Source organism: Streptomyces colwelliae (genome assembly GCF_048158785.1).
Lineage (GTDB): Bacteria > Actinomycetota > Actinomycetes > Streptomycetales > Streptomycetaceae > Streptomyces.
On sequence record NZ_JBLTJC010000215.1, the window covers coordinates 1 to 17859 of the forward strand.

Below are 17859 nucleotides of genomic sequence, written 5' to 3' on the forward strand. Positions count from 1 at the left end.
GAAGGGGGCGGCGGGAGGTGGGGGCTCCTTCCGTTCGAGCGGACGCTAGTACCGACTAGTCGGTACGGCTAGATGCGCGACACGACTTCCTTGGACGTCGCCGCAGGTTGCCGTCGCCTGTTACTGGGGGCTGTTACAGGTGCCTGATCAGGCCTTATACGCGGCCGACAGCTGGCCGACAGGGACGTTTTACGTCTTCCTGATCTCGATAAGGCCAAGCTCTCGACACCGTCTGAACGACGGTCACCCGCACCTCGTACCCCTTTGCACACCCACGAATGCTTCCCATGGAAGGAACGTCAGCATGACCAGCGAATCGTTCGAACCCGTTACGGCGCCGCCGTCCCGCCGCACCGCGTTGGCGGCGGTCGGCGCGGCGGGACTCGCCGTCGCGCTGACCGCGTGCTCGTCCAGCGACGACTCGTCGTCGGACACCTCGGGCTCCTCGGACTCGGGCTCCACCAGCACGTCCACCGCCCAGGGGGACGCGGGCGGCACCGAGCTGGCGAAGACCACCGACATCCCCGAGGGCGGCGGCAAGATCTTCGCCAGCCAGGGCGTGGTGGTCACCCAGCCGACGGCCGGCACCTACAAGGCGTTCTCGTCGAAGTGCACCCACCAGGGCTGTGCGGTGAGCAGCATCAGCGACGGTGTCATCGTCTGCCCGTGCCACAAGAGCGAGTTCTCCGTCACGGACGGCAGCGTGAAGAAGGGTCCCGCGACCACGGCGCTGCCCGCCGAGCAGATCACCGTCTCCGGGGACTCCATCACGCTGGCGTGACGATCAACCTCGGCGCGGTCGTTTGAGACAGCCCAGCACCTCGTCCGTGGTCGCGACCGTAGCGACCAATGCGAGGGTGTTGCGGATCATCGCGGGGGTGTAGTCAGCGGGCACCCCCGCGATGGCGTCCCTGGGGACGACGACGGTGTAGCCCCGGTTGACGGCGTCGAACACCGCGTTGGGAATGGCCACGTTGGCCGAGACGCCGGTGACGATCAGTGTGCGGCAGCCCAAGTTCCGTAACAGCGCGTCGACTTCGGTGCCCTGGATCGGCGACAGACCGTGCAGCCGTCGTACGACGAAGTCCTCCTCGGCGACCTCGATCGGGGGCGCGACGCGCACCGCCGTGGTGCCCGACAGCTGCTGGACGGGCAGGCGTTCGGCGGCGCGGAACAGGCGGGCGTTGTGGTTCGCGCCTCGCCCGTCCGGGCGGCGCTCGGCGATCGCGTGGATCACCTGTACCCCGCTCTCGTGCGCTGCGGCGACCAGTCGGGCCACATTCGTCAGCGCGCCCGACTGGCGTGCCGCGAGGGCGAGTTCGGGCAGTGCGCTGTCCGGGCCGACCACCCCCTGTTGACATTCGACGGTCAACAGGACAGTACTCACCGTGTCGAGGATCTCACTGAGTTGTTCGTGCGACGGCATGGCTCTCCCTTGTCGTCGACGGCCGGGGCGGGTGACAGTAACGAGCATCGCGTGCGGAGGGAAGACGGCCGACGCTCCTCCGGCCGGACTTCTGACGCACCGTCAGAAGCGGCTGTCCGCCGCTCGTGCCGTAGCCGAAGGGGATCGCATGACCGCCACTCAGCGTCGAGGCCGGAAGATCATGATGACACCCGAGGAGCTGGACGAGTTCCTCGCCACCGAGCACACCTGCCGCGTCGCGTCCGTCTCCGCGGACGGGGCACCGCATGTCAGCCCGCTCTGGTTCGCCTGGGACGGCAGCTCGCTCTGGCTGTACTCGATCACGCGCAGCAAGCGCTGGGCCGACCTGCGCCGCGACCCGCGCGTCGCGGTGGTGATCGACGGCGGGCACGCCTACGACGAGCTGCGGGGCGTCGAGCTGTCCGGGACCGTCGAGTTCGTGGGCGAGGCCCCGCGCACGGGCGAGCCGCATCCCGAACTCGTCGCCGTGGAGAAGCTGTTCGCGCAGAAGAACTTCGGCCTCGACGCGATGCCGTACGACGGCCGGCACGCGTGGATACGGCTGACGCCGGACACGCTCGCGTCCTGGGACTTCCGCAAGTTGGCCGCGCTGTAAGGCGGTTGCCGCGAGAACGTCTCCGAGGAGGAGGTCCCGTGGGATTTTCGGGGCATCTGGTCTTCGCGCGCGGCGAGCGTCCCCTGCTGGAAGCACCCGTGTTCGACGGCATCCATCAGGAGCTGAAGGACATCGCGCGTCCGTGGCTGCCGCGACCGGGCGGGTGGCAGACCCTCCAGTTCGATCACGGGCTGTGGGAGAACGACCAGCTGTCCGCCCTGGTCGCCTGGACCGGCGCACCGGTCTGCGTCGCGGACGTCTCCGCCAGCGGCATCGCCCTCGTGACCGGCCTGGGAACCGACGATCAGCGGTGGCAGGCGTGGCTCAACCTGGACAACGCCGCGGCACTCCTCGCCGAGCAACCCGACGGCCTGGACGACCTGAGCCTGTGGGTGGGGACACCCGAGTTCGACGCGGCCGTGCGGCGCAAGCGCGCCGAACTCGACGTGGATGTACCGGCCGACACGGAACGCGCCCTCGCCTGGGCCGCGGCTGCCGGCACCCCGGCCACGGTGCAGCAGCAGCCCCGGCTCGAAGAGCTGCTGCGCTCGCGGGAGACCTTCGCGGAGAACCTCTTCAGCGCGCTGCTGGACGAGTTGGGCTTCCCGCAGGTGGTCCAGCCCTCGCCGGAGCCATCGGAAACGGTGTCTTAGCCGACGGCCTCGGCCGCCGCCCGGAGTGCCTCGACCGCCGCGCGGATGGACGGGCGGCGATCGGCGTCGGCACGCCAGACGACGTAGACATGTCGGCGGACCCGTTGCCTCAGCGGGACGGTGACGACTCCGGCGGGCATCGGGTTGCGGCCCAGCAAGGGGGCGACGCAGACGCCCAGACCGGCTGCCACCAGGCCGAGTTGGGTGTGGGTCTCGGCGGCGCGGTGGCCGATGATCGGCTCGATGCCGCGGGAGCGCAGGGTGAACATCAGCCACTCGTGGCAGAACTCGCCCTCGGCCCAGGTGATCCACTCGTCGTCGGCGAACTCCCCGAGGTCCACCTCGTCGCGCCCGGCCAGCGGATGATCGGCCGGCATCGCCACGTCGGCGGGGTCGTCCAGGATCGGCGCCTTCACCAGGCCGTCCGGGAGCGGCATCGGCTTGTTGTACCAGTCGAGGACGACGGCGAGGTCGAGGTCGCCGCGCACGACGCCCGCGATGCCGCTCTCCGGCTCCTGTTCGGTGGAGCGGACGCGCAGCGCGGGGTGTTGGGCGCGCAGGGCGGCGAGCGCGGTGGGGAACAGGCCGCGGGCGGCGGTCGGGAACGCGGAGAGCCTCAACTCGCCGACCACCTGCCCCCGTTGGGCCTCCAGGTCGGCCTGGGCCAGCTCCACCTGGGAGAGGATGCGGCCCGCGTGCTCCGCGAGCAGTCGGCCCGCGTCGGTGAGCCGCACCCCCCGCCCGTTCTTGGCGAGGAGCTGCTGCCCCACCTCCCGCTCCAGCTTGGACATCTGCTGCGACACGGCCGAGGTCGTCACATGCAGCCCCTCGGCCGCACCGCTGACCGAACCGTGCCGGGCGAGGGCGTCCAGGGTGCGCAGGCGCTCCAGATTCAACATGTAAGCGATACTACGAGGTACCGGGCTTGAAATCTCGCTTGTGCTACGAGGTGGGAGCCAGGATCTTGGTTCCCATGACCACCGCCGCGACCACAGCCGCCACCCGGAAGCAGGCCCCGGACACCGCCACGCCCCTCCCCCGCCGCGCGCTCGACTGGCGGCTGCGCTTCGGGGCGCTCTCCCTCATCTGGGGCTTCAGCTTCCTGCTCATCAAGGTGGGCACACACGGCTACGCGCCCTTCCAAGTCACGTTCGGGCGGCTGCTGTTCGGGACTGCGGTGCTCGCGGCGGCGATGGTGGTAAAGCGGCAGCGGCTGCCGCGCGGCGCGCGTACATGGGCCCATCTGACGGTCGCCGCGTTCCTGCTCAACGCCCTGCCGTTCTCGCTCTTCGCCTACGCCGAGCTGACGATCCCGTCCACGCTCGCGGGCATCTGCAACGCGACCTCGCCGTTGTGGGGCATGGCCCTGTCCCTGGTCGCCCTCTCCGAGGACCGCCCGACCCGCGTCCGCGTGGCCGGCCTGGGCCTGGGCTTCCTGGGCGTCCTCACGGTCCTGGGCGCCTGGCAGGGCTTCAACGGCCTGGACGCCACGGGCACGGCGATGGCCCTGCTCGCCTCGCTCAGCTACCCGATCGGCTGGATCTACGTCCGCCGCACACTGGCCGGCACCAGCGCCTCGCATCTCTCGCTGACCGGCGCCCAGTTGCTCCTCGCCACCCTCCAACTGGCCGTCGTCACCCCACTGTTCACGTCCACTCCGACCCGCTTCCCGGTCCTCCCCCTGCTGGCGATCGCCGCCCTGGGCTCCCTGGGCACGGGCCTCGCCCTCCTCCTCCAGTACGGCCTGGTCGCCGAAGTCGGCCCCACCACCGCCCAGATGGTCACGTACTTCATCCCGGTCATCGCCACGGCGGCGGGCGTCGCGATCCTGGGCGAGTCACTGACCTGGTCGACTCCGGTCGGGGCGGTGATCGTGCTGGCGGGGGCGGCGCTCACACAGATGCGGCCGAGAGGGAAGCGGTAACCGTCGCCCGGTGGACGAGGGGGTCGCGAGCACCCGCTCGCCCGGTGGACGAGGGGTCGTAAGCCCCGCTGACCGGCGTCAGACGTAGCCGCGAACCGGTGCCGGGCCGCTGGCGGAGGCGATCGCCTCCGCCAGGGGTCCGGTCTCGTCGGCCGTCAGCGTCGAGACGGTGACGCGGATGCCCGGGGGCGCGCTCAGGCGGAAGCGGGCGCCCGGGGCCACGGCCCAACCGGCGTGGAGGAGGCGGGAGACCGCGCCGGTCTCGTCCGGTACCGGGATCCACACGTTGAGGCCGCTGGTGCCGTGGGCCGCGACCCCGCGTTCGGCGAGCGCGGCGATCAGCGCGGCCCGGCGGGCGCCGTACGCGGCCGCCACCGCCGGTGTGTCCACCGCGCCGTCGGCCCACAGCCGGGCCACGGCCCGCTGGGTGATGCGGCTGACCCAGCCCGGGCCCAGCCGCTGGCGGCCGCGGACGCGGTCGAGGGTGACGGCGTCACCGGTGAGCACGGCGAGCCGTAGATCCGGGCCGTACGCCTTGGCGACCGAGCGGACGAAGGCCCAGGTGCGGGTGGTGCCGGCCAAGGGGTGCAGGGGCTGGTCGACGATGCCGTGGCCGTGGTCGTCCTCGATCAGCAGGATCTCCGGGTGGCGGCGGAGCACGGAACGCAGGGCACGCGCGCGCGTGGCGCTCACCACGGCTCCGGTGGGGTTCTGCGCCCGGTCGGTGACGATCAGGGCCCGCGCGCCGGACTCCAGCGCGGCGCGCACGTCGTCGGGGAGCGGCCCCTCGTCGTCGACGCGCACGGGGGTCACGCGCAGCCCCAGCGCCGGTACGAGGTCGAGCAGGCTGCCCCACCCCGGGTCCTCCACGGCGACGGTGTCCCCGGGCTTCAGATGGGCTGCCAGGACGCGCTCGATGGCGTCCAGGGAGCCGGAGGTGACGGCCACGGGGCCCGCCGGCACCCCCTCCGCGTCCAGTTCGGCCCGGGCGATACGGGCCAGCTCCGGTTCGACCGGGTCGTCGCCGTACATGACCGGTTCCCGGTCGGACCGTTCGGCGGCATAGGTGAACGCCCCCGCCAGGGACGGCAGTTGCGCCGGATCCGGGTTGCCGTGGGAGACGTCGTGCACTCCCGCCGGCACGTCCACCCGGATGTGCTCGCGCCCGGTCGTGGCCGGCTTGGGACGCACCCGGCTGCCCCGGCGCCCGGCGGTCTCGATAACCCCGCGCTCCCGCAGCGTCCGGTACGCGGCCGCGACCGTATTGGGGTTCACCCCCAGCTCGACCGCCAACTCCCGCATGGGCGGCAGCAGTTGGCCGGGCTCCAGCTCTCCCGAACCCACCGCACGCTCGACGTCCGCCGCAATGTCGGCTGCGCGTCGCCCTTCGATCCGATATCCTCCTAGCACAAAGCACAGTATGCACTAGTGCAATATGAATGGCAACCGGACAGCGGCCACACCCCCGGACAGCGAACACACCGCGCAATCACACCGCGCGAACACACCAATGGAGAGCACCATGCAGGGGACCACCTCGCAGCCGACGTCGCAGCCCGTCGCCTATACGCCGACCGACCGGACCGTCCCCACGCGCTCCGCGGGCCGGGCGTCGTACGACAAGGAGTTGGTGCACGCGATACTCGACCAGGCCTACGTCTGCCACCTCGGCTTCGTGCGGGACGGCGCGCCGGTCGTGCTGCCGACGCTTTACGGGCGGGTCGGTGAGCGGCTGTACGTGCACGGCTCGACGGGCGCACGCCCGCTGCGGATGACGGGGCAGGCCGATCCGGGGCTGCCGGTGTGTTTGACGGTCACGCACGTCGACGGGCTGGTGCTGGCCCGTTCCGCGTTCCACCACTCGATCAACTACCGCTCCGTGGTGGTGCACGGCATCGCCCACCAGGTGACGGACCCGGAGGAGAAGCGGACGGCGCTGGACGCCCTGGTCGACCACGTCGTGCCGGGCCGGTCGGCGGACTCGCGGCCCGCCAACAAGAAGGAACTCGCCGCCACCATGGTGATCCGCCTCGACCTCGACGAGGTCTCCGCCAAGCTCCGCACCGGCGGCGCGAACGACGAGCCCGAGGACCTGGACCTCCCTCACTGGGCCGGCGTGGTCCCTCTCCGCCCCGCCTACGGAGCCCCGCTCCCCAACGACGACCTGGCCCCGGGCACCGAACTCCCCGCCTACCTGGCCGCGTTGTAATGCTCATCCACCCCTGGGACGCGCCCCAGGACGACGCCGAGTGGCAACACTGGCTCACCGCCCACGACTTCGGCCAGCTGGCCGTCAACGGCCCGTCCGGCGAACCCCCGTTCGTCCAGCCCCTCCACTTCGCCTACGACCCCGGGCGCGGCGAGGCGATCACCCATCTCGCCCGCCCCAACCCCCTGTTGCCCGCGCTGGAGGCAGCCCCGCAGGTGGTCCTGAGCGTCGTCGACGACTACGTCTACGTCCCCGGCCCCTGGCAGGCGGAACCGGACGGCCCGCCCGAGCACGGCGTGCCGACCAGCTTCTACGCGGCGGTCCAACTCCGTTGCACAGCGCACCTGGTGGACGACCCCGCCGAGACCGCGACCCTGCTCGGCCGCCAGGTCGGCCACTTCCAGCCCGAGGGCGGTTCCGCGACGGTCGCGGCGGGCGAGGCGCCGTACGGACAGCTGTTGTCCGGTATCCGGGTGGTGCGGCTCGAAGTGACCGGCGTACGCGCGAAGTTCAAGTACGCGGGGAAGCGGTCGGCCGAGGTGCAGGACCGTATCGCGGCTGGGCTCGTGGGGCGGGGTGGTCCTCGGGACGCGGTGGCCCGGGAGCACCTGCTGCGGCGGCGCGCGGGCTTCTGAGGAGCCGAACTCCCGTCATACAAGGGGTTGTTCGGCCGCTGCCGCCCCGCGTGCTTCCGTCACCGTGAGGCCCGCGACCGAGGCGAGCATCAGCAGGGTGCCGGCCAGGGTCGTGGGGGTCAGCCGTTCGCCGAGCAGGACGACTGCCAGGACGGCCGCGCTCACCGGTTCGAGGAGCATGATCACGGAGACCGTGGCGGACCGTACGACGGCCGCGGCCGCGAAATAGAGCGCGTAGGCGAGGGCGGTCGGGACCGTCGCGATGTAGCCGAGAAGCCACAGGACCCGGCCCGGCTGGGCGGTGTGCGGTACCAGCCCCTCGACCAGGGCGAACGGCAGCAGGCACAGGCTGGTGACCGCGAACGTCCCGACCGCCGTGGCGGACGCGTCGGTTTTGCCGTCGCGTCCCCAGCGCCGGGTCAGCAGCGTCATGGCCGAGCCGCCGGCCGCCGAGACGAGTGCGAGCAGGACGCCCGACGGACGTACGGTCGCGGCCGGTCCCAGGGACAGGACGGCGAGACCGGTGAGCGCCCCGCCCACGGCGACCGTGCCGCCGGCGCCGAGCCGCTCCCCCAGGGTCAGCCGGGCGCCGAGCGCGACGAACACGGGCCCGGCGCCGAGTGCGACGACGGTCGCCACGGCGAGGCCGGTGGCCGCGACGGCCGCGAAGTAGGCCGTCTGGAAGACGGCCAGCCCGAGGCCGGTCGTCACGGTCCGCAGGGCCTTGCGGCCGAGCGGTTCGGCTACGGCGGCGGGGCGCGCGCCCGGCCTTCGAAGTCGAAGGAGGCGGACGGCGAGCAGGAGCACGAAACCGGCCGCGCAGCGCCAGAAGGACAGGGCGAGGGGGCCGAGGTCACTGGTCCGGTAGACCAGCGAGGCGGCCGCGCCCGCGGTGCCCCAGGCGACTCCGGCGACGGTCAGGTAGAGCAGGCCTCGCCCGACGGGCAGGCCGAGAGCAGGGTTCGACACGAGGGGTCTCCGCAGAGGTGCAGAAGTGCGACGAGGGACCCCTGTCGGCGGGGTCCGTGGGCTTCTTCTGCGGGCAGCACCGTTCCGCCCGGGGATGCCTTGCGGCGTGCCGGGCGTGGATTCCGGGGGCCCGCCTCAGGCGGCGGGCGGCGGAAGGACGAGTGCGTTCGCGTGCATGGCGGCCAGACTAGGGGCCGGTGGGTGAGAGACGCAGGTCATATTCGCCGATGTCACAGGGGGCCGGGCTGTCTCGTCTCGGGGGTGTAGCCACGGACGACCACAGCCCACGGAGGGCACACCATGGACGCACGACTGAACTACCTCTCCAGCCCGATCGCCGGCAAGGCCGCGAAGCAGTTCATGGCGGTGGGCAGGACGCTCAAGGGGTCGGCGCTGCCGGCCCTGACGCAGGAGCTGGTGGCGCTGCGCGTGAGCCAGATCAACGGCTGCGCCATCTGCATCGACATGCACACCAAGGAGGCCGGCGCGGCGGGCGAGACCTCGGTGCGGCTGAACCTGGTCGCGGCCTGGCGGGAGGCCACGGTCTTCACCGAGGCGGAGCGGGCCGCGCTGGAGCTGGCCGAGGAGGGGACCCGGGTCGCGGACGCGGCCGGTCGGGTGAGCGACGAGGTGTGGGCGCACGCCGCCCAGCACTACGACGACGAGCAGCTCACCACGCTGGTCATCCTGGTCTCCTTCATGAACTCGGTGAACCGGCTGAACATCATCACCCGCCAGCCGTGCGCCGGCGACTACGAGCCCGGCCTGTTCGGCTGAGCGGGACGACTGCACGGGGCGGGCACCAACAGGCCATCAGGGGAAGGGGATTCGGCGTGAGCAAGGTCGAGGAGTTCGAGGAGCTGCGGCCGCTGCTGTTCTCGATCGCCTATCGGATTCTGGGCAGTGTGGGCGAGGCCGAGGACGCGGTGCAGGAGACCTGGCTGCGGTTCGACGGCACGGCCACCCGGCCCACGTCGACCAAGGCCTTCCTCTCGGCCACGGTGACACGGATCGCGATCGACGTGCTGCGTTCCGCCCGGGTACGGCGGGAGGAGTACGTCGGCCCCTGGTTCCCCGAGCCGCTGCTGAGCGACCCGTACCAGGATCCGGCGCGGTCGGTGGAGCTGGCCGACTCGGTGTCGATGGCGGCCCTTCTGCTGCTGGAGCAACTCAGCCCGCTGGAGCGGGCGGTGTTCGTGCTGCGGGAGGTGTTCGCCTTCGGCTTCGACGAGATCGCCACGACCGTGGGGCGTTCGGAGTCGGCGTGCCGGCAGTTGCTGGTACGGGCGCGGCGGCACATGGCGGACCGGCGTCCCCGGTTCGCCGCGGACCGGCAGGAGCGGGAGGAGCTGGCGACCCGGTTCTTCGACGCGTTGAGGGACGGCGACGTGGGCGGACTGCGTGAACTGCTCGCCGCCGACGTGCAGTTCGTCGGTGACGGCGGCGGGAAGGCGCCCCAACTGGCCAAGGCCGTCGCCGGGGCGGAGAACGTGGCCCGGGTGCTGGGCACGGTCTTCCCCTGGTTGATCCGCATCGACGTGTCGAGCGAGCCGCACGAGGTCAACGGCCAGCCCGGCGCGCTCTTCCGCGACCGCGACGGGAAGGTGCTCCACACCCTGGCCCTCGACGTGCTCGACGGCCGGATCCAGACCATCCGCGCGGTGATCAACCCCGACAAGCTCGGCCACATCGGCCCGGTCGCCGATGCCTGGGCAGTCGACCGCGAACTGAGGCAGGCACGCCGCCGGCCGAGCTGACGGGTGGTGGACGGCGGGCCGGTCGCGGCGGGCGGCGGGCCCGCGGGCGGTCTGGTGTGGGGGGTGCTGGAAGCTGGGGGCAAATCTAACTGCTGTCCACCCCGATGACCGGTTAGAAATAACCCCAGCCTGCGGAGGGGGCGGGATGGCAGGCGGTGGGCCGGCAGGACGAGCTGTCGTACGACGCTCAGGCAGTTGTCTCCCGGGCGGCCGACTCGCGTTCCGGGCCGCCCCCGGCCACCGGCTCCCCGGAGCCCTTCGTGGGCGCCGAGGACTGCGCGATGAACGCGCCCAGCAGGACCACCGCTCCCCCGACGATCTGCGGTGCGGAGAGGTGTTCGCCGAGCAGGACCCAGGCCAGGACGGTCGCGATGACCGCTTCGAGGCAGGCCACGACGCCCGCGACCTGCGGGGAGAGGCGGCGGACGGAGACGACTCCGGTGACGTACGCCAGGACCGTGGCGATCAGGACGATCCAGGCGAGCAGGACGGCGGCCGGGACCGGGGTGCCGTTCATGTCGGCGTCACCCGTGAGGATCGACCAGTCCATGGTCCAGGGTCGGGCCACGGCGGTGAGCACGATGGCGCCGACGAGCAGGCCGTACGCGATCACGCCGAGCGGGTCGGGGGTCTCGTCGCCGGCTCCGCTGCCCTGGTCGGACAGGACGAAGTAGCCGACCTGGCAGCAGGCGGCGGCGAGCGCGAGCAGCAGTCCCACGGCGTCGAAGCTCAGGCCGGCCCACACCTCGACGACACAGGCGAGTCCCCCGGCCGCGAGGACGACGCCGAGCGCGGCGGCACGGGTGACCGGCCGCCGCTGCACGAACCGCACCCAGCCGAGCACGAGGGCGGGCGCGAGGTACTCCACGAGCAGGGCGACCCCTACGGGTATGCGGGAGATCGCGGCGAAGTAGCAGGCCTGGACACCGGCCACGGCGAGCAGCCCGAACCCGAGGAGCAGCGCGGGACGACGGCGGACGAGCGCGCGGTGGCGGACGGCGAGGGGCAGCATCACGAGGGCCGCGCCGGCCACGCGCAGCCACACCACGTGCAGCGGGTCGAGCCCCGCCTCGATCAACGGCTTCGCCGCGACCCCGGATCCCCCGAAGGCCAACGCGGACCCGAGCGCCAGACCGAGCCCGACACCCTTGCCGCCGCCACCTCCGGCCGCACTGCTCTCAGACGTATGCACGGGCACATGATGACAGGGGATGACAGGAGTGTCAGCCCCGGTGACTCCTGTCTCAGGGCGTGGACCTTCAGCACGCCATCCCGACCGGCACCACAACACACGCAGCAGGCCCGCTCAACAGCCCGTCTCGGTGCCCCCGACGTACTCCCCCGAGCGCCCCTCGATCCAGATCAGCACCTCGGGGGACTCGATGCCCGCGCGGTGCAGGACCTCCACGGCGCGGGACTCGGGGTCCGCGACGATCGCGGCGAGGAGATCGATGCCGCAGGCCAGGTCGGCGTCGCGGAGTCCGGCGCGCTCGCAGGCGTACTCCAGGGCGTCGGCGGCCAGGGGCGACCAGCCTTCCGCCGCGGGGATCACGGGGATCGCCCCGGAGTCCTCGACCGTGCCCTGCCAGCGGAGGCCGTAGCCGATGCTGCGCTGGACGAGGTAGCCGAGGAGCCGGGCGATCTGCGGGCCGTCGCCGAAGACGGCGCGGGACTCGGGGTCGGACTCCAGGAGGCTGTGCAGCAGATGGGCCGTGTCGATCTGGTGGTCCCCGTCCCGCAGGGCCCGGCGGCGCGCACCGGCGACCACCGCTGCCAGCTCTGCACTGAGCCTGGCATCGCTGTCCGCGCGGTGGATTCCTTGCTCGCGGCTCGACTGCCTGGGGATCCGGGGTTGCACTCTCTTACCCCATCAGTCCCCCGCATTGAGGGCATCCCCGGAGGGTTGCATTTCGGGGTCCCACACAGAGTGGACCCGGGCGGACGGAATCTCCTCCTTACGGATGAGATCACGCGCCGCGCCCCTGAGAGGCGCGCGCCCGTCCGCCGCGCGCCCCTTGCGCAACCGCGCTGCACCCGGCGTACGTCTTTCGCGAACATGGAGAGCAGGTGCTGGCTGGTGGCACTGCCGGCGGTCGACGGCAGGCAGTACGTGTACCGGGTGTACGCCCCGGAGGACGCGCTGCTCGCCGACCTGTTCTGGGACGCGTGGCACTGTCACGACGAAAGCACCCACCCGCGCGCGTGGGACCTGTTCGACGCGGCGGTGATACGACGGGTGAGCTGAACCCGGTAAGTCGGCGCAGGCACACAATTCCTGACGGTTCATCAGTATTGAATGTTGCGCGCCCTGCGGCTACGTTCCGCGACACCGTAGCCCGATACGAAGAGGTGGTCGCATGGCCGAAATCAGCGCGGAGGCACGCATCGAGGCCCCGGCCGAGAAGGTGTGGACTCAACTCACGGACTGGTCCGCGTACGGCGAGTGGAACGCGACCCACACCAACTTCCCCAAGGGCGGCCCGGACGCCCTCGCGGTGGGCGGGACCTTCCAGGAGAACATGAAGCTGATGGGCTTCCCGGCCGAGGTCGAGTGGACCATCGAGGAGGTGGAGCCGGCCCGCGTGTTCGCCATCCGCGGCAAGGGCCCGATGGCCGTGAACGTCGCCACGCGCTACACGCTCACCCCGGACGGCGACGCCACGACGGTCCGGATCGACGGTGAGTTCACGGGTGCGGCGGTGTCGTTGATGGCGGGCAAGCTGAAGGACTCGGGTACGGCTGCCCTGAACGAGTCGCTGCGCAAACTGGCCGGGCTGGTGGCCTGAGGAACGCGCCGGGGCACCGCAGGAACGGGAACGCGCACAGGGAAGGCGCCCCACGGAAGTTCCGTGAGGCGCCTTGGCCTGCCACCTCTTCCGACCCGGAGGACATCAGTCCTCGTCGGCCAGAATCAGGTACAGCTTCTTGCGGGCGTCGTTGATGACGGTCAGCGCCTTCTCGCGCTGCTCCTTGCTGCCGGTCTTCCAGACCTGGCCGAAGGCCTCCATCAGACCGAAGCCGGCCTGGCGGATCTCACTGAGGGCCTCCCAGTCGACCCCGCGGGAAGCCTCTTCCCAGGGGGCGTCCGGGCCCTCTTCGGCCGCGGTACGGCCGGCCTCGGTGAGGGCGAACAGCTTCTTGCCGCCCTCCGACTCACTGGCGATCAGGCCCTCGTCCTCCAGCAGCTGCAAGGTGGGATAGACCGAGCCGGGGCTCGGCTTCCACGCGCCGCCGCTGCGCTCGGCGATCTCCTGGATCATCTCGTAGCCGTGCATCGGCCGGTCCTTGAGAAGGGCGAGGATCGACGCACGCACGTCGCCGCGCCGCGCCCTGCCGCCCCTCGGGCCGCCGCGCCCTCGTCCACCCCAGGGCCCGGGACCGAAGCCCGGTCCGAAGCCGGGGCCACCGGGACCACCCGGTCCACCGGGCCCGAAGGGCCCGAAAGCCCCACGCCGCCCGTCAGGGCCACCCCGGCCGCGCCGGGAGGGTCCGTCCTGTCCATGTCCACGCTCGAATCCGTGGGTACGCATCGCAATCACTCCATTCCATCGTTGATCTGTCGCGATGCGTCAACGATATATCGGAACTGTTCGGATGACAACCCCCTGCTTTATCGGTTGCCTGTCCCGTCTCACTCAATCGAGTCGTCTTCTCAACGAACCGAGTCGTTCGGGCTTCTGTCTCAGCGAACCTAGTCGCGCAGTTGAGGGCGCTGGGGGTGCTTGATGGCTGTACCGGCTGGGGTGGATCAGGCGGGGCCGTGCATCGAGTTGTCGTACGTGGACGCGGTACACGGGCGTCGTCGGCGTCCGCTACGGGACTGTGTGACAGGCCGGTTCGAGGATGTCGATCCGGTACGTACGTTCCGGCGGTCGCGCGGTGAGCGTCATTTCCCGGGGTGGTACTGGTCGGCGACGACCGGGTGGCATGTCGGCTTCGAGTCGTGGCTGGAGCGGGACCGGCTGCTGCTCATGGACTCCGATCCGAGTGTGGTGGGCATCAGCTCGCAGCCGTTCTGGCTGCATTGGCATGACGGCGAGCGGGAACGTCGGCATGCCCCGGACTACTTCATCCGCCGCGCGGACGGCTCCGCCATGGTCGTCGATGTCCGTGCGGACGAGCGGATCGAGCCGAAGGACGCCGAAGCGTTCGAGGTGACGCGCATGGTCTGTGCCCAGGCCGGGGTGGAGGTTCGACCGGCTGGGGATACCGGACGCGGTGCTGCTGGCGAATATCCGGTGGCTGTCGCGCTACCGGATACCCGCGGTGTCTGCACGACCCGGCCGCGACCCGGCTCCGGGAGACCTTCGCAACCCGGGGACCGCTCATGGCGGGGGCGGACGCGGCCGGGGACCGGCTGTCGACGCTGCCCGTGCTGTTCCACCTCCTCTGGCTCCAGGAGCTGACCTCCGAGGACATCACGGCCGAGTTGCTGGGGCCGCGCACGATCGTGTATTTGGCCAGCGCTCGCCGGACTTCTCGCCGGCCGGGAGTGGGAACGCCGCGCTGTCGCTACCGGCCACGTCACCTCGCTCGTCGAGCAGATCACCGTCCGCAACATCCTTCTCGGCTACGTCCCCAAGGACCGCAAGGACCCCCTCATCCAATGGGTTGAGCAGCATTTCTCCACCCACAAGTTCGTCGCCTTCCACCGAAGCCCGAGCATCTACGACGCTTTCTTCCCTCGCGAAACGATCCCGCCACCGCGCCAGCCCGATGAAGCCGACGTGGAGACACGGTGGAGCCCGTTCCACCCCTACTACCGCTGCTGAGCCTGAGTACAGCCGGGTCATGAGGTGACCCAGATGGAGGGTCACACGGTGGGGGCGCCGCCGACGAAGGTACGTTCTGGCAGTGACGCCACGAGTTCGACCATGGTGCCGGCGCGGAGATCATCGCCGACGACGCGCGTGATCGCGTCGGTGAGCGCGGTGCCAAGGCGCGCGGTGAGCTGGGCAGCGTCGGGGCGGTCGAAGACGCCAGCGCGGACGCCCAAGATCACCGAGGCGTTTGCGTCCACTGCCTTGCCACCCTGCGCGAAACGGCCTGCGGGGACTCCGGCCAGGCGAACGCTTACGAGGTCGCGGGCCCATTCGCCATAGACGTCGACGACGGCGTCGGTCAGTGCGGCAACGAGCATGGGTTCGTTCCCGGTCAGCCTGTTCTCTGGAAGGTGGACGGTCAGATGCGGCATAGTGGACCTCGTTCCCTTTGAATCCAAAGCCTTTGTTTTTAAAGGTATCTGGAAGAGGTCGCTGATGTCCCCGGAATCGGACGGTCCAGCCGTCAATGAGGCCGTCCGCACCCTGCTGTTGCTCATGCCACGGCTCGTGGGCCGCGCCAAGCGTCTGCCCATACCTCCGGCGCTCCAGGGTCTGGACCTGGCACCGCGACACCTCGCGCTGCTGGCCCACCTGGAGTACGACGGCCCCACCAGCATCAACGAGCTGGCCGCTCGGCTGGAGGTGGCCCCGACGACCGTCAGCCTCATGGTCAGCGAGCTGTCACGGCCGGGCGTCCTGCAGCGCACCGCCGATCCCGCCGACCGCCGCCGCCGCATCATCGCCATCGCCCCCGCCTACGCCGCACCGATCGGCGAATGGCTTTCTGGCAGCGCCTCTGCCTGGGAATGCGTCATGCGCGGTCTCGACCCCGCGGAACGCGCCACAGTCATCACCGCCCTGCACGCCTACGAGGCCGCCTTGGAGCAGGCGGGCGACCAGCATCGGAACGCGCAACTGCGTTAGCGGGCCGAGATTTGTCTCAACGAACCCAGTCCCCGCGTCTCACCTAATCCAGTCCACGCAGGTCAGCTCAGGGATGGACGACTAACTTCGTTGAGACAGGACAGTTGCCGTCGTCCCGGTCGATCTGGTCTGCTTCCGGCGTTTCGAGTTGGACCAGTGGAAGAGCGTGCGAGCGATGACCATGCACGATGACCAAGTGGACGTGACCAGCGAAATCGTCGCGGCCTTGATCCAGGAGCAGTTCCCCGAGTGGAGCGGCAAGGCGATCCGCCCCCTGTCCTCGACCGGGACGGTCAACGCCATCTTCCGCATCGGGAACGACCTCTCCGCGCGCTTCCCCCTGCGTCCGACCGATGCCGCCGAGGCGCTGGCGGTTCTGGAACAGGAAGCCCGGGCGAGCGCGGAGCTGGCGCAGGTGTCCCGGTTCCCCGCCCCGGAACCCGTCGCCTTGGGAAAGCCCGGAGCCGGCTACCCCATGCCGTGGTCGGTCCAGACCTGGCTGCCGGGAACGATCGCCTCGGATGCCGACCCGAGCGGGTCGGACGCTTTCGCCGAGGATCTCGCGGCCTTCATCGCGGCCCTGCGGAACGCCGAGACGCGGGGGCGGCTCTTCAGCGGCGAGGGTCGTGGCGGCGTTCTCGCCCACCACGACGACTGGATGGCGAAGTGCTTCGAGGAGAGCGAAAGGCTGCTCGACGTGCCCCGGCTGCGCCAACTGTGGAGCCGCTTCCGGGAGTTGCCCCGCACGGGTGCCGACGTGATGAGCCACGGTGACTTGATCCCCGGCAACGTACTGGTCGCGGGAGACCGCCTCGGCGGCGTACTCGACACCGGCGGCTTCGGCCCGGCCGACCCGGCGCTGGATCTGGTCAGTGCCTGGCACCTGTTGCGGCCCGGCCCCCGGGAAGCACTCCGGCGGGCACTGGCCTGCGACGATCTGGAGTGGGAACGCGGCAAGGCCTGGGCGTTCCAGCAGGCGATGGGTGTCGTCTGGTACTACGTCGAGAGCAATCCGGCGATGAGCAGGATGGGACACCGGACACTCGACCGCATTCTGGAGTCGATGGAGTGACGCCGCCCCCAGCGACAACCGCCCGACGGGAAGAAGTCGAGGGAGTGCTCGATGCCCCTCCCCTAGAGTCACCGGCGTGACCTCTCAGCAGCCCTCCTACCTCGCCGCGATCCGGGAGTCGTACGACACCGTCGCCGCCGACTACGTCCAACTCGTCAAGGAACCGCACGAGTTGGACCCGCTGTATCGCGCGATGCTGGCCGCGTTCGCCGAGACCGTGCGGGCGGGCGGCCTCGGGCCGGTGGCGGATCTGGGGTGCGGGCCCGGCAGGATCACGGCGTATTTGGCAGACCTCGGGGTGCCCGTCCTCGGCATCGACCTCTCCCCCAAGATGATCGAGCTGGCCCGCCGCGCCCACCCCGACCTGACCTTCACCGTGGGCTCGATGACCGCGCCGCCGGTCGGGGACGACGAGCTCGGCGGCATCCTCGCCTTCTACTCGACCCACCACACACCGCCCGACCAACTGCCCGTCGTCTTCGCCGAGTTCCACCGCATGCTCGCCCCCGGGGGCCAGTTGATGCTGGCCGGCCACGTGGGAGACGGCCAACTCCTGCGCCCGACACAGGCGTACGGCGGCAACCCCGTGTCCTACGAGTCCCATCTGCTCCCACCTGACCGGATCGCCGAGTTGCTCACCCGGGCCGGGCTCACGCTCACCGCGCGCCTGGTCCAGGAACCGGCCGAGGGAGCGAAGCGGACCCACGCCATCCTCCTGGCCCGGAAACCGGAACACCCCTCGGCGTCGGCGCGAGCAGCCGCGCCGACGGGCACGTCCACGCCCGGGCCGCCGCGCCGAGCGCGACCGCGGACGGCAGCTCCATACGGCGGATGCCGCTGAGCTCCTCGAC

21 protein-coding genes and 1 pseudogene are annotated in these 17859 nt (G+C 70.9%); 14 read left to right on the forward strand and 8 right to left on the reverse strand.

Annotated features, from left to right (window positions below; translation table 11 throughout):
• Positions 1-304 precede the first annotated feature (304 nt).
• A complete protein-coding gene (locus ACNFOC_RS34055; RefSeq protein ID WP_416962898.1) occupies positions 305-781 on the forward strand; it encodes a Rieske (2Fe-2S) protein in 477 nt (158 codons plus the stop codon).
• A 3-nt stretch (positions 782-784) separates the two neighbouring features.
• Here ACNFOC_RS34055 and ACNFOC_RS34060 read toward each other — a convergent pair whose 3' ends face one another.
• Positions 785-1426, reverse strand: a complete 642-nt coding sequence (locus tag ACNFOC_RS34060) for a cysteine hydrolase family protein (protein ID WP_416962899.1) — start codon at positions 1424-1426, stop codon at positions 785-787.
• A gap of 148 nt (positions 1427-1574) precedes the next feature.
• On the opposite strand from ACNFOC_RS34060, the gene ACNFOC_RS34065 reads away from it, so the two are divergent.
• Together ACNFOC_RS34065 and ACNFOC_RS34070 are read left to right on the forward strand one after the other, a co-directional pair.
• Positions 1575-2042, forward strand: coding sequence for a pyridoxamine 5'-phosphate oxidase family protein (locus tag ACNFOC_RS34065; RefSeq protein WP_416962900.1), 468 nt, complete (start codon positions 1575-1577; stop codon positions 2040-2042).
• 38 nt (positions 2043-2080) lie between these two features.
• Positions 2081-2695, forward strand: a complete 615-nt coding sequence (locus tag ACNFOC_RS34070; protein WP_416962901.1) for a hypothetical protein — start codon at positions 2081-2083, stop codon at positions 2693-2695.
• On the opposite strand, the gene ACNFOC_RS34075 is transcribed toward ACNFOC_RS34070, so the two are convergent.
• Entirely contained in the window at positions 2692-3594 is a 903-nt protein-coding gene (locus tag ACNFOC_RS34075) for a LysR family transcriptional regulator (RefSeq protein WP_416962902.1), read from the reverse strand. The genes ACNFOC_RS34070 and ACNFOC_RS34075 overlap by 4 nt on opposite strands.
• 74 nt (positions 3595-3668) lie before the next feature.
• On the opposite strand from ACNFOC_RS34075, the gene ACNFOC_RS34080 reads away from it, so the two are divergent.
• The gene (locus tag ACNFOC_RS34080) at positions 3669-4619 is read left to right on the forward strand and encodes a DMT family transporter (protein ID WP_416962903.1); all 951 of its coding nucleotides are present in this window, start codon (positions 3669-3671) and stop codon (positions 4617-4619) included.
• Positions 4620-4697: 78 nt separating this feature from the next.
• On the opposite strand, the gene ACNFOC_RS34085 is transcribed toward ACNFOC_RS34080, so the two are convergent.
• Positions 4698-6029, reverse strand: coding sequence for an aminotransferase class I/II-fold pyridoxal phosphate-dependent enzyme (locus ACNFOC_RS34085; RefSeq protein ID WP_416962904.1), 1332 nt, complete (start codon positions 6027-6029; stop codon positions 4698-4700).
• Positions 6030-6141: 112 nt separating this feature from the next.
• On the opposite strand from ACNFOC_RS34085, the gene ACNFOC_RS34090 reads away from it, so the two are divergent.
• Entirely contained in the window at positions 6142-6828 is a 687-nt protein-coding gene (locus tag ACNFOC_RS34090; RefSeq protein ID WP_416962905.1) for a pyridoxamine 5'-phosphate oxidase family protein, read from the forward strand.
• Complete coding sequence (locus ACNFOC_RS34095) at positions 6828-7463, forward strand: FMN-binding negative transcriptional regulator (protein ID WP_416962906.1); 636 nt, start codon at positions 6828-6830, stop codon at positions 7461-7463. The genes ACNFOC_RS34090 and ACNFOC_RS34095 overlap by 1 nt, the downstream gene beginning before the upstream one ends.
• 15 nt (positions 7464-7478) lie before the next feature.
• Here ACNFOC_RS34095 and ACNFOC_RS34100 read toward each other — a convergent pair whose 3' ends face one another.
• Positions 7479-8432, reverse strand: coding sequence for a DMT family transporter (locus ACNFOC_RS34100; protein WP_416962907.1), 954 nt, complete (start codon positions 8430-8432; stop codon positions 7479-7481).
• 300 nt (positions 8433-8732) lie between these two features.
• On the opposite strand from ACNFOC_RS34100, the gene ACNFOC_RS34105 reads away from it, so the two are divergent.
• The gene (locus ACNFOC_RS34105; protein WP_416962908.1) at positions 8733-9209 is read left to right on the forward strand and encodes a carboxymuconolactone decarboxylase family protein; all 477 of its coding nucleotides are present in this window, start codon (positions 8733-8735) and stop codon (positions 9207-9209) included.
• 56 nt (positions 9210-9265) lie between these two features.
• Positions 9266-10189 (forward strand): RNA polymerase sigma-70 factor, encoded by a 924-nt coding sequence (locus ACNFOC_RS34110; protein ID WP_416962909.1) that lies wholly within the window; start codon positions 9266-9268, stop codon positions 10187-10189.
• Between the two features lie 187 nt (positions 10190-10376).
• Here ACNFOC_RS34110 and ACNFOC_RS34115 read toward each other — a convergent pair whose 3' ends face one another.
• Together ACNFOC_RS34115 and ACNFOC_RS34120 are read right to left on the reverse strand one after the other, a co-directional pair.
• A complete protein-coding gene (locus ACNFOC_RS34115; protein ID WP_416962910.1) occupies positions 10377-11387 on the reverse strand; it encodes an EamA family transporter in 1011 nt (336 codons plus the stop codon).
• A gap of 108 nt (positions 11388-11495) precedes the next feature.
• Positions 11496-12047 (reverse strand): Clp protease N-terminal domain-containing protein, encoded by a 552-nt coding sequence (locus ACNFOC_RS34120; protein ID WP_416962911.1) that lies wholly within the window; start codon positions 12045-12047, stop codon positions 11496-11498.
• Positions 12048-12245: 198 nt separating this feature from the next.
• Here ACNFOC_RS34120 and ACNFOC_RS34125 point away from each other — a divergent pair, with 198 nt between their 5' ends.
• Together ACNFOC_RS34125 and ACNFOC_RS34130 are read left to right on the forward strand one after the other, a co-directional pair.
• Entirely contained in the window at positions 12246-12434 is a 189-nt protein-coding gene (locus ACNFOC_RS34125; protein ID WP_355903860.1) for a hypothetical protein, read from the forward strand.
• Positions 12435-12546: 112 nt separating this feature from the next.
• A complete protein-coding gene (locus ACNFOC_RS34130; protein ID WP_416962912.1) occupies positions 12547-12975 on the forward strand; it encodes a type II toxin-antitoxin system Rv0910 family toxin in 429 nt (142 codons plus the stop codon).
• A gap of 105 nt (positions 12976-13080) precedes the next feature.
• On the opposite strand, the gene ACNFOC_RS34135 is transcribed toward ACNFOC_RS34130, so the two are convergent.
• On the reverse strand, positions 13081-13719 hold the full coding sequence (locus tag ACNFOC_RS34135; RefSeq protein ID WP_406129126.1) for a PadR family transcriptional regulator: 639 nt from the start codon (positions 13717-13719) through the stop codon (positions 13081-13083).
• 195 nt (positions 13720-13914) lie between these two features.
• On the opposite strand from ACNFOC_RS34135, the gene ACNFOC_RS34140 reads away from it, so the two are divergent.
• Positions 13915-14595, forward strand: coding sequence for a TnsA-like heteromeric transposase endonuclease subunit (locus ACNFOC_RS34140; protein WP_416962913.1), 681 nt, complete (start codon positions 13915-13917; stop codon positions 14593-14595).
• A 407-nt stretch (positions 14596-15002) separates the two neighbouring features.
• Here the strand turns inward: ACNFOC_RS34140 and ACNFOC_RS34145 are convergent, their stop codons facing one another.
• Positions 15003-15383, reverse strand: a complete 381-nt coding sequence (locus tag ACNFOC_RS34145) for a tautomerase family protein (protein ID WP_416962914.1) — start codon at positions 15381-15383, stop codon at positions 15003-15005.
• A gap of 64 nt (positions 15384-15447) precedes the next feature.
• On the opposite strand from ACNFOC_RS34145, the gene ACNFOC_RS34150 reads away from it, so the two are divergent.
• The 3 genes and pseudogenes from ACNFOC_RS34150 to ACNFOC_RS34160 all read left to right on the forward strand — a co-directional run.
• Complete coding sequence (locus ACNFOC_RS34150) at positions 15448-15936, forward strand: MarR family winged helix-turn-helix transcriptional regulator (RefSeq protein WP_416962915.1); 489 nt, start codon at positions 15448-15450, stop codon at positions 15934-15936.
• A gap of 175 nt (positions 15937-16111) precedes the next feature.
• The gene (locus ACNFOC_RS34155) at positions 16112-17008 is read left to right on the forward strand and encodes an aminoglycoside phosphotransferase family protein (RefSeq protein WP_416962916.1); all 897 of its coding nucleotides are present in this window, start codon (positions 16112-16114) and stop codon (positions 17006-17008) included.
• 76 nt (positions 17009-17084) lie between these two features.
• A pseudogene (locus tag ACNFOC_RS34160) lies at positions 17085-17747 on the forward strand (class I SAM-dependent methyltransferase); the annotation flags it as partial.
• Positions 17748-17859 lie beyond the last annotated feature (112 nt).

Excerpts from the sequence above, each read along its gene's own strand:
- ACNFOC_RS34055 (WP_416962898.1), top strand. The coding sequence starts at position 305 with ATGACCAGCGAATCGTTCGAACCCGTTACGGCGCCGCCGTCCCGCCGC.
- ACNFOC_RS34060 (WP_416962899.1), bottom strand. The coding sequence starts at position 1,426 with ATGCCGTCGCACGAACAACTCAGTGAGATCCTCGACACGGTGAGTACT.
- ACNFOC_RS34065 (WP_416962900.1), top strand. The coding sequence starts at position 1,575 with ATGACCGCCACTCAGCGTCGAGGCCGGAAGATCATGATGACACCCGAG.
- ACNFOC_RS34075 (WP_416962902.1), bottom strand. The coding sequence starts at position 3,594 with ATGTTGAATCTGGAGCGCCTGCGCACCCTGGACGCCCTCGCCCGGCAC.
- ACNFOC_RS34080 (WP_416962903.1), top strand. The coding sequence starts at position 3,669 with ATGACCACCGCCGCGACCACAGCCGCCACCCGGAAGCAGGCCCCGGAC.
- ACNFOC_RS34090 (WP_416962905.1), top strand. The coding sequence starts at position 6,142 with ATGCAGGGGACCACCTCGCAGCCGACGTCGCAGCCCGTCGCCTATACG.
- ACNFOC_RS34095 (WP_416962906.1), top strand. The coding sequence starts at position 6,828 with ATGCTCATCCACCCCTGGGACGCGCCCCAGGACGACGCCGAGTGGCAA.
- ACNFOC_RS34105 (WP_416962908.1), top strand. The coding sequence starts at position 8,733 with ATGGACGCACGACTGAACTACCTCTCCAGCCCGATCGCCGGCAAGGCC.
- ACNFOC_RS34125 (WP_355903860.1), top strand. The coding sequence starts at position 12,246 with ATGGAGAGCAGGTGCTGGCTGGTGGCACTGCCGGCGGTCGACGGCAGG.
- ACNFOC_RS34130 (WP_416962912.1), top strand. The coding sequence starts at position 12,547 with ATGGCCGAAATCAGCGCGGAGGCACGCATCGAGGCCCCGGCCGAGAAG.
- ACNFOC_RS34135 (WP_406129126.1), bottom strand. The coding sequence starts at position 13,719 with ATGCGTACCCACGGATTCGAGCGTGGACATGGACAGGACGGACCCTCC.
- ACNFOC_RS34140 (WP_416962913.1), top strand. The coding sequence starts at position 13,915 with ATGGCTGTACCGGCTGGGGTGGATCAGGCGGGGCCGTGCATCGAGTTG.
- ACNFOC_RS34145 (WP_416962914.1), bottom strand. The coding sequence starts at position 15,383 with ATGCCGCATCTGACCGTCCACCTTCCAGAGAACAGGCTGACCGGGAAC.
- ACNFOC_RS34150 (WP_416962915.1), top strand. The coding sequence starts at position 15,448 with ATGTCCCCGGAATCGGACGGTCCAGCCGTCAATGAGGCCGTCCGCACC.
- ACNFOC_RS34155 (WP_416962916.1), top strand. The coding sequence starts at position 16,112 with ATGACCATGCACGATGACCAAGTGGACGTGACCAGCGAAATCGTCGCG.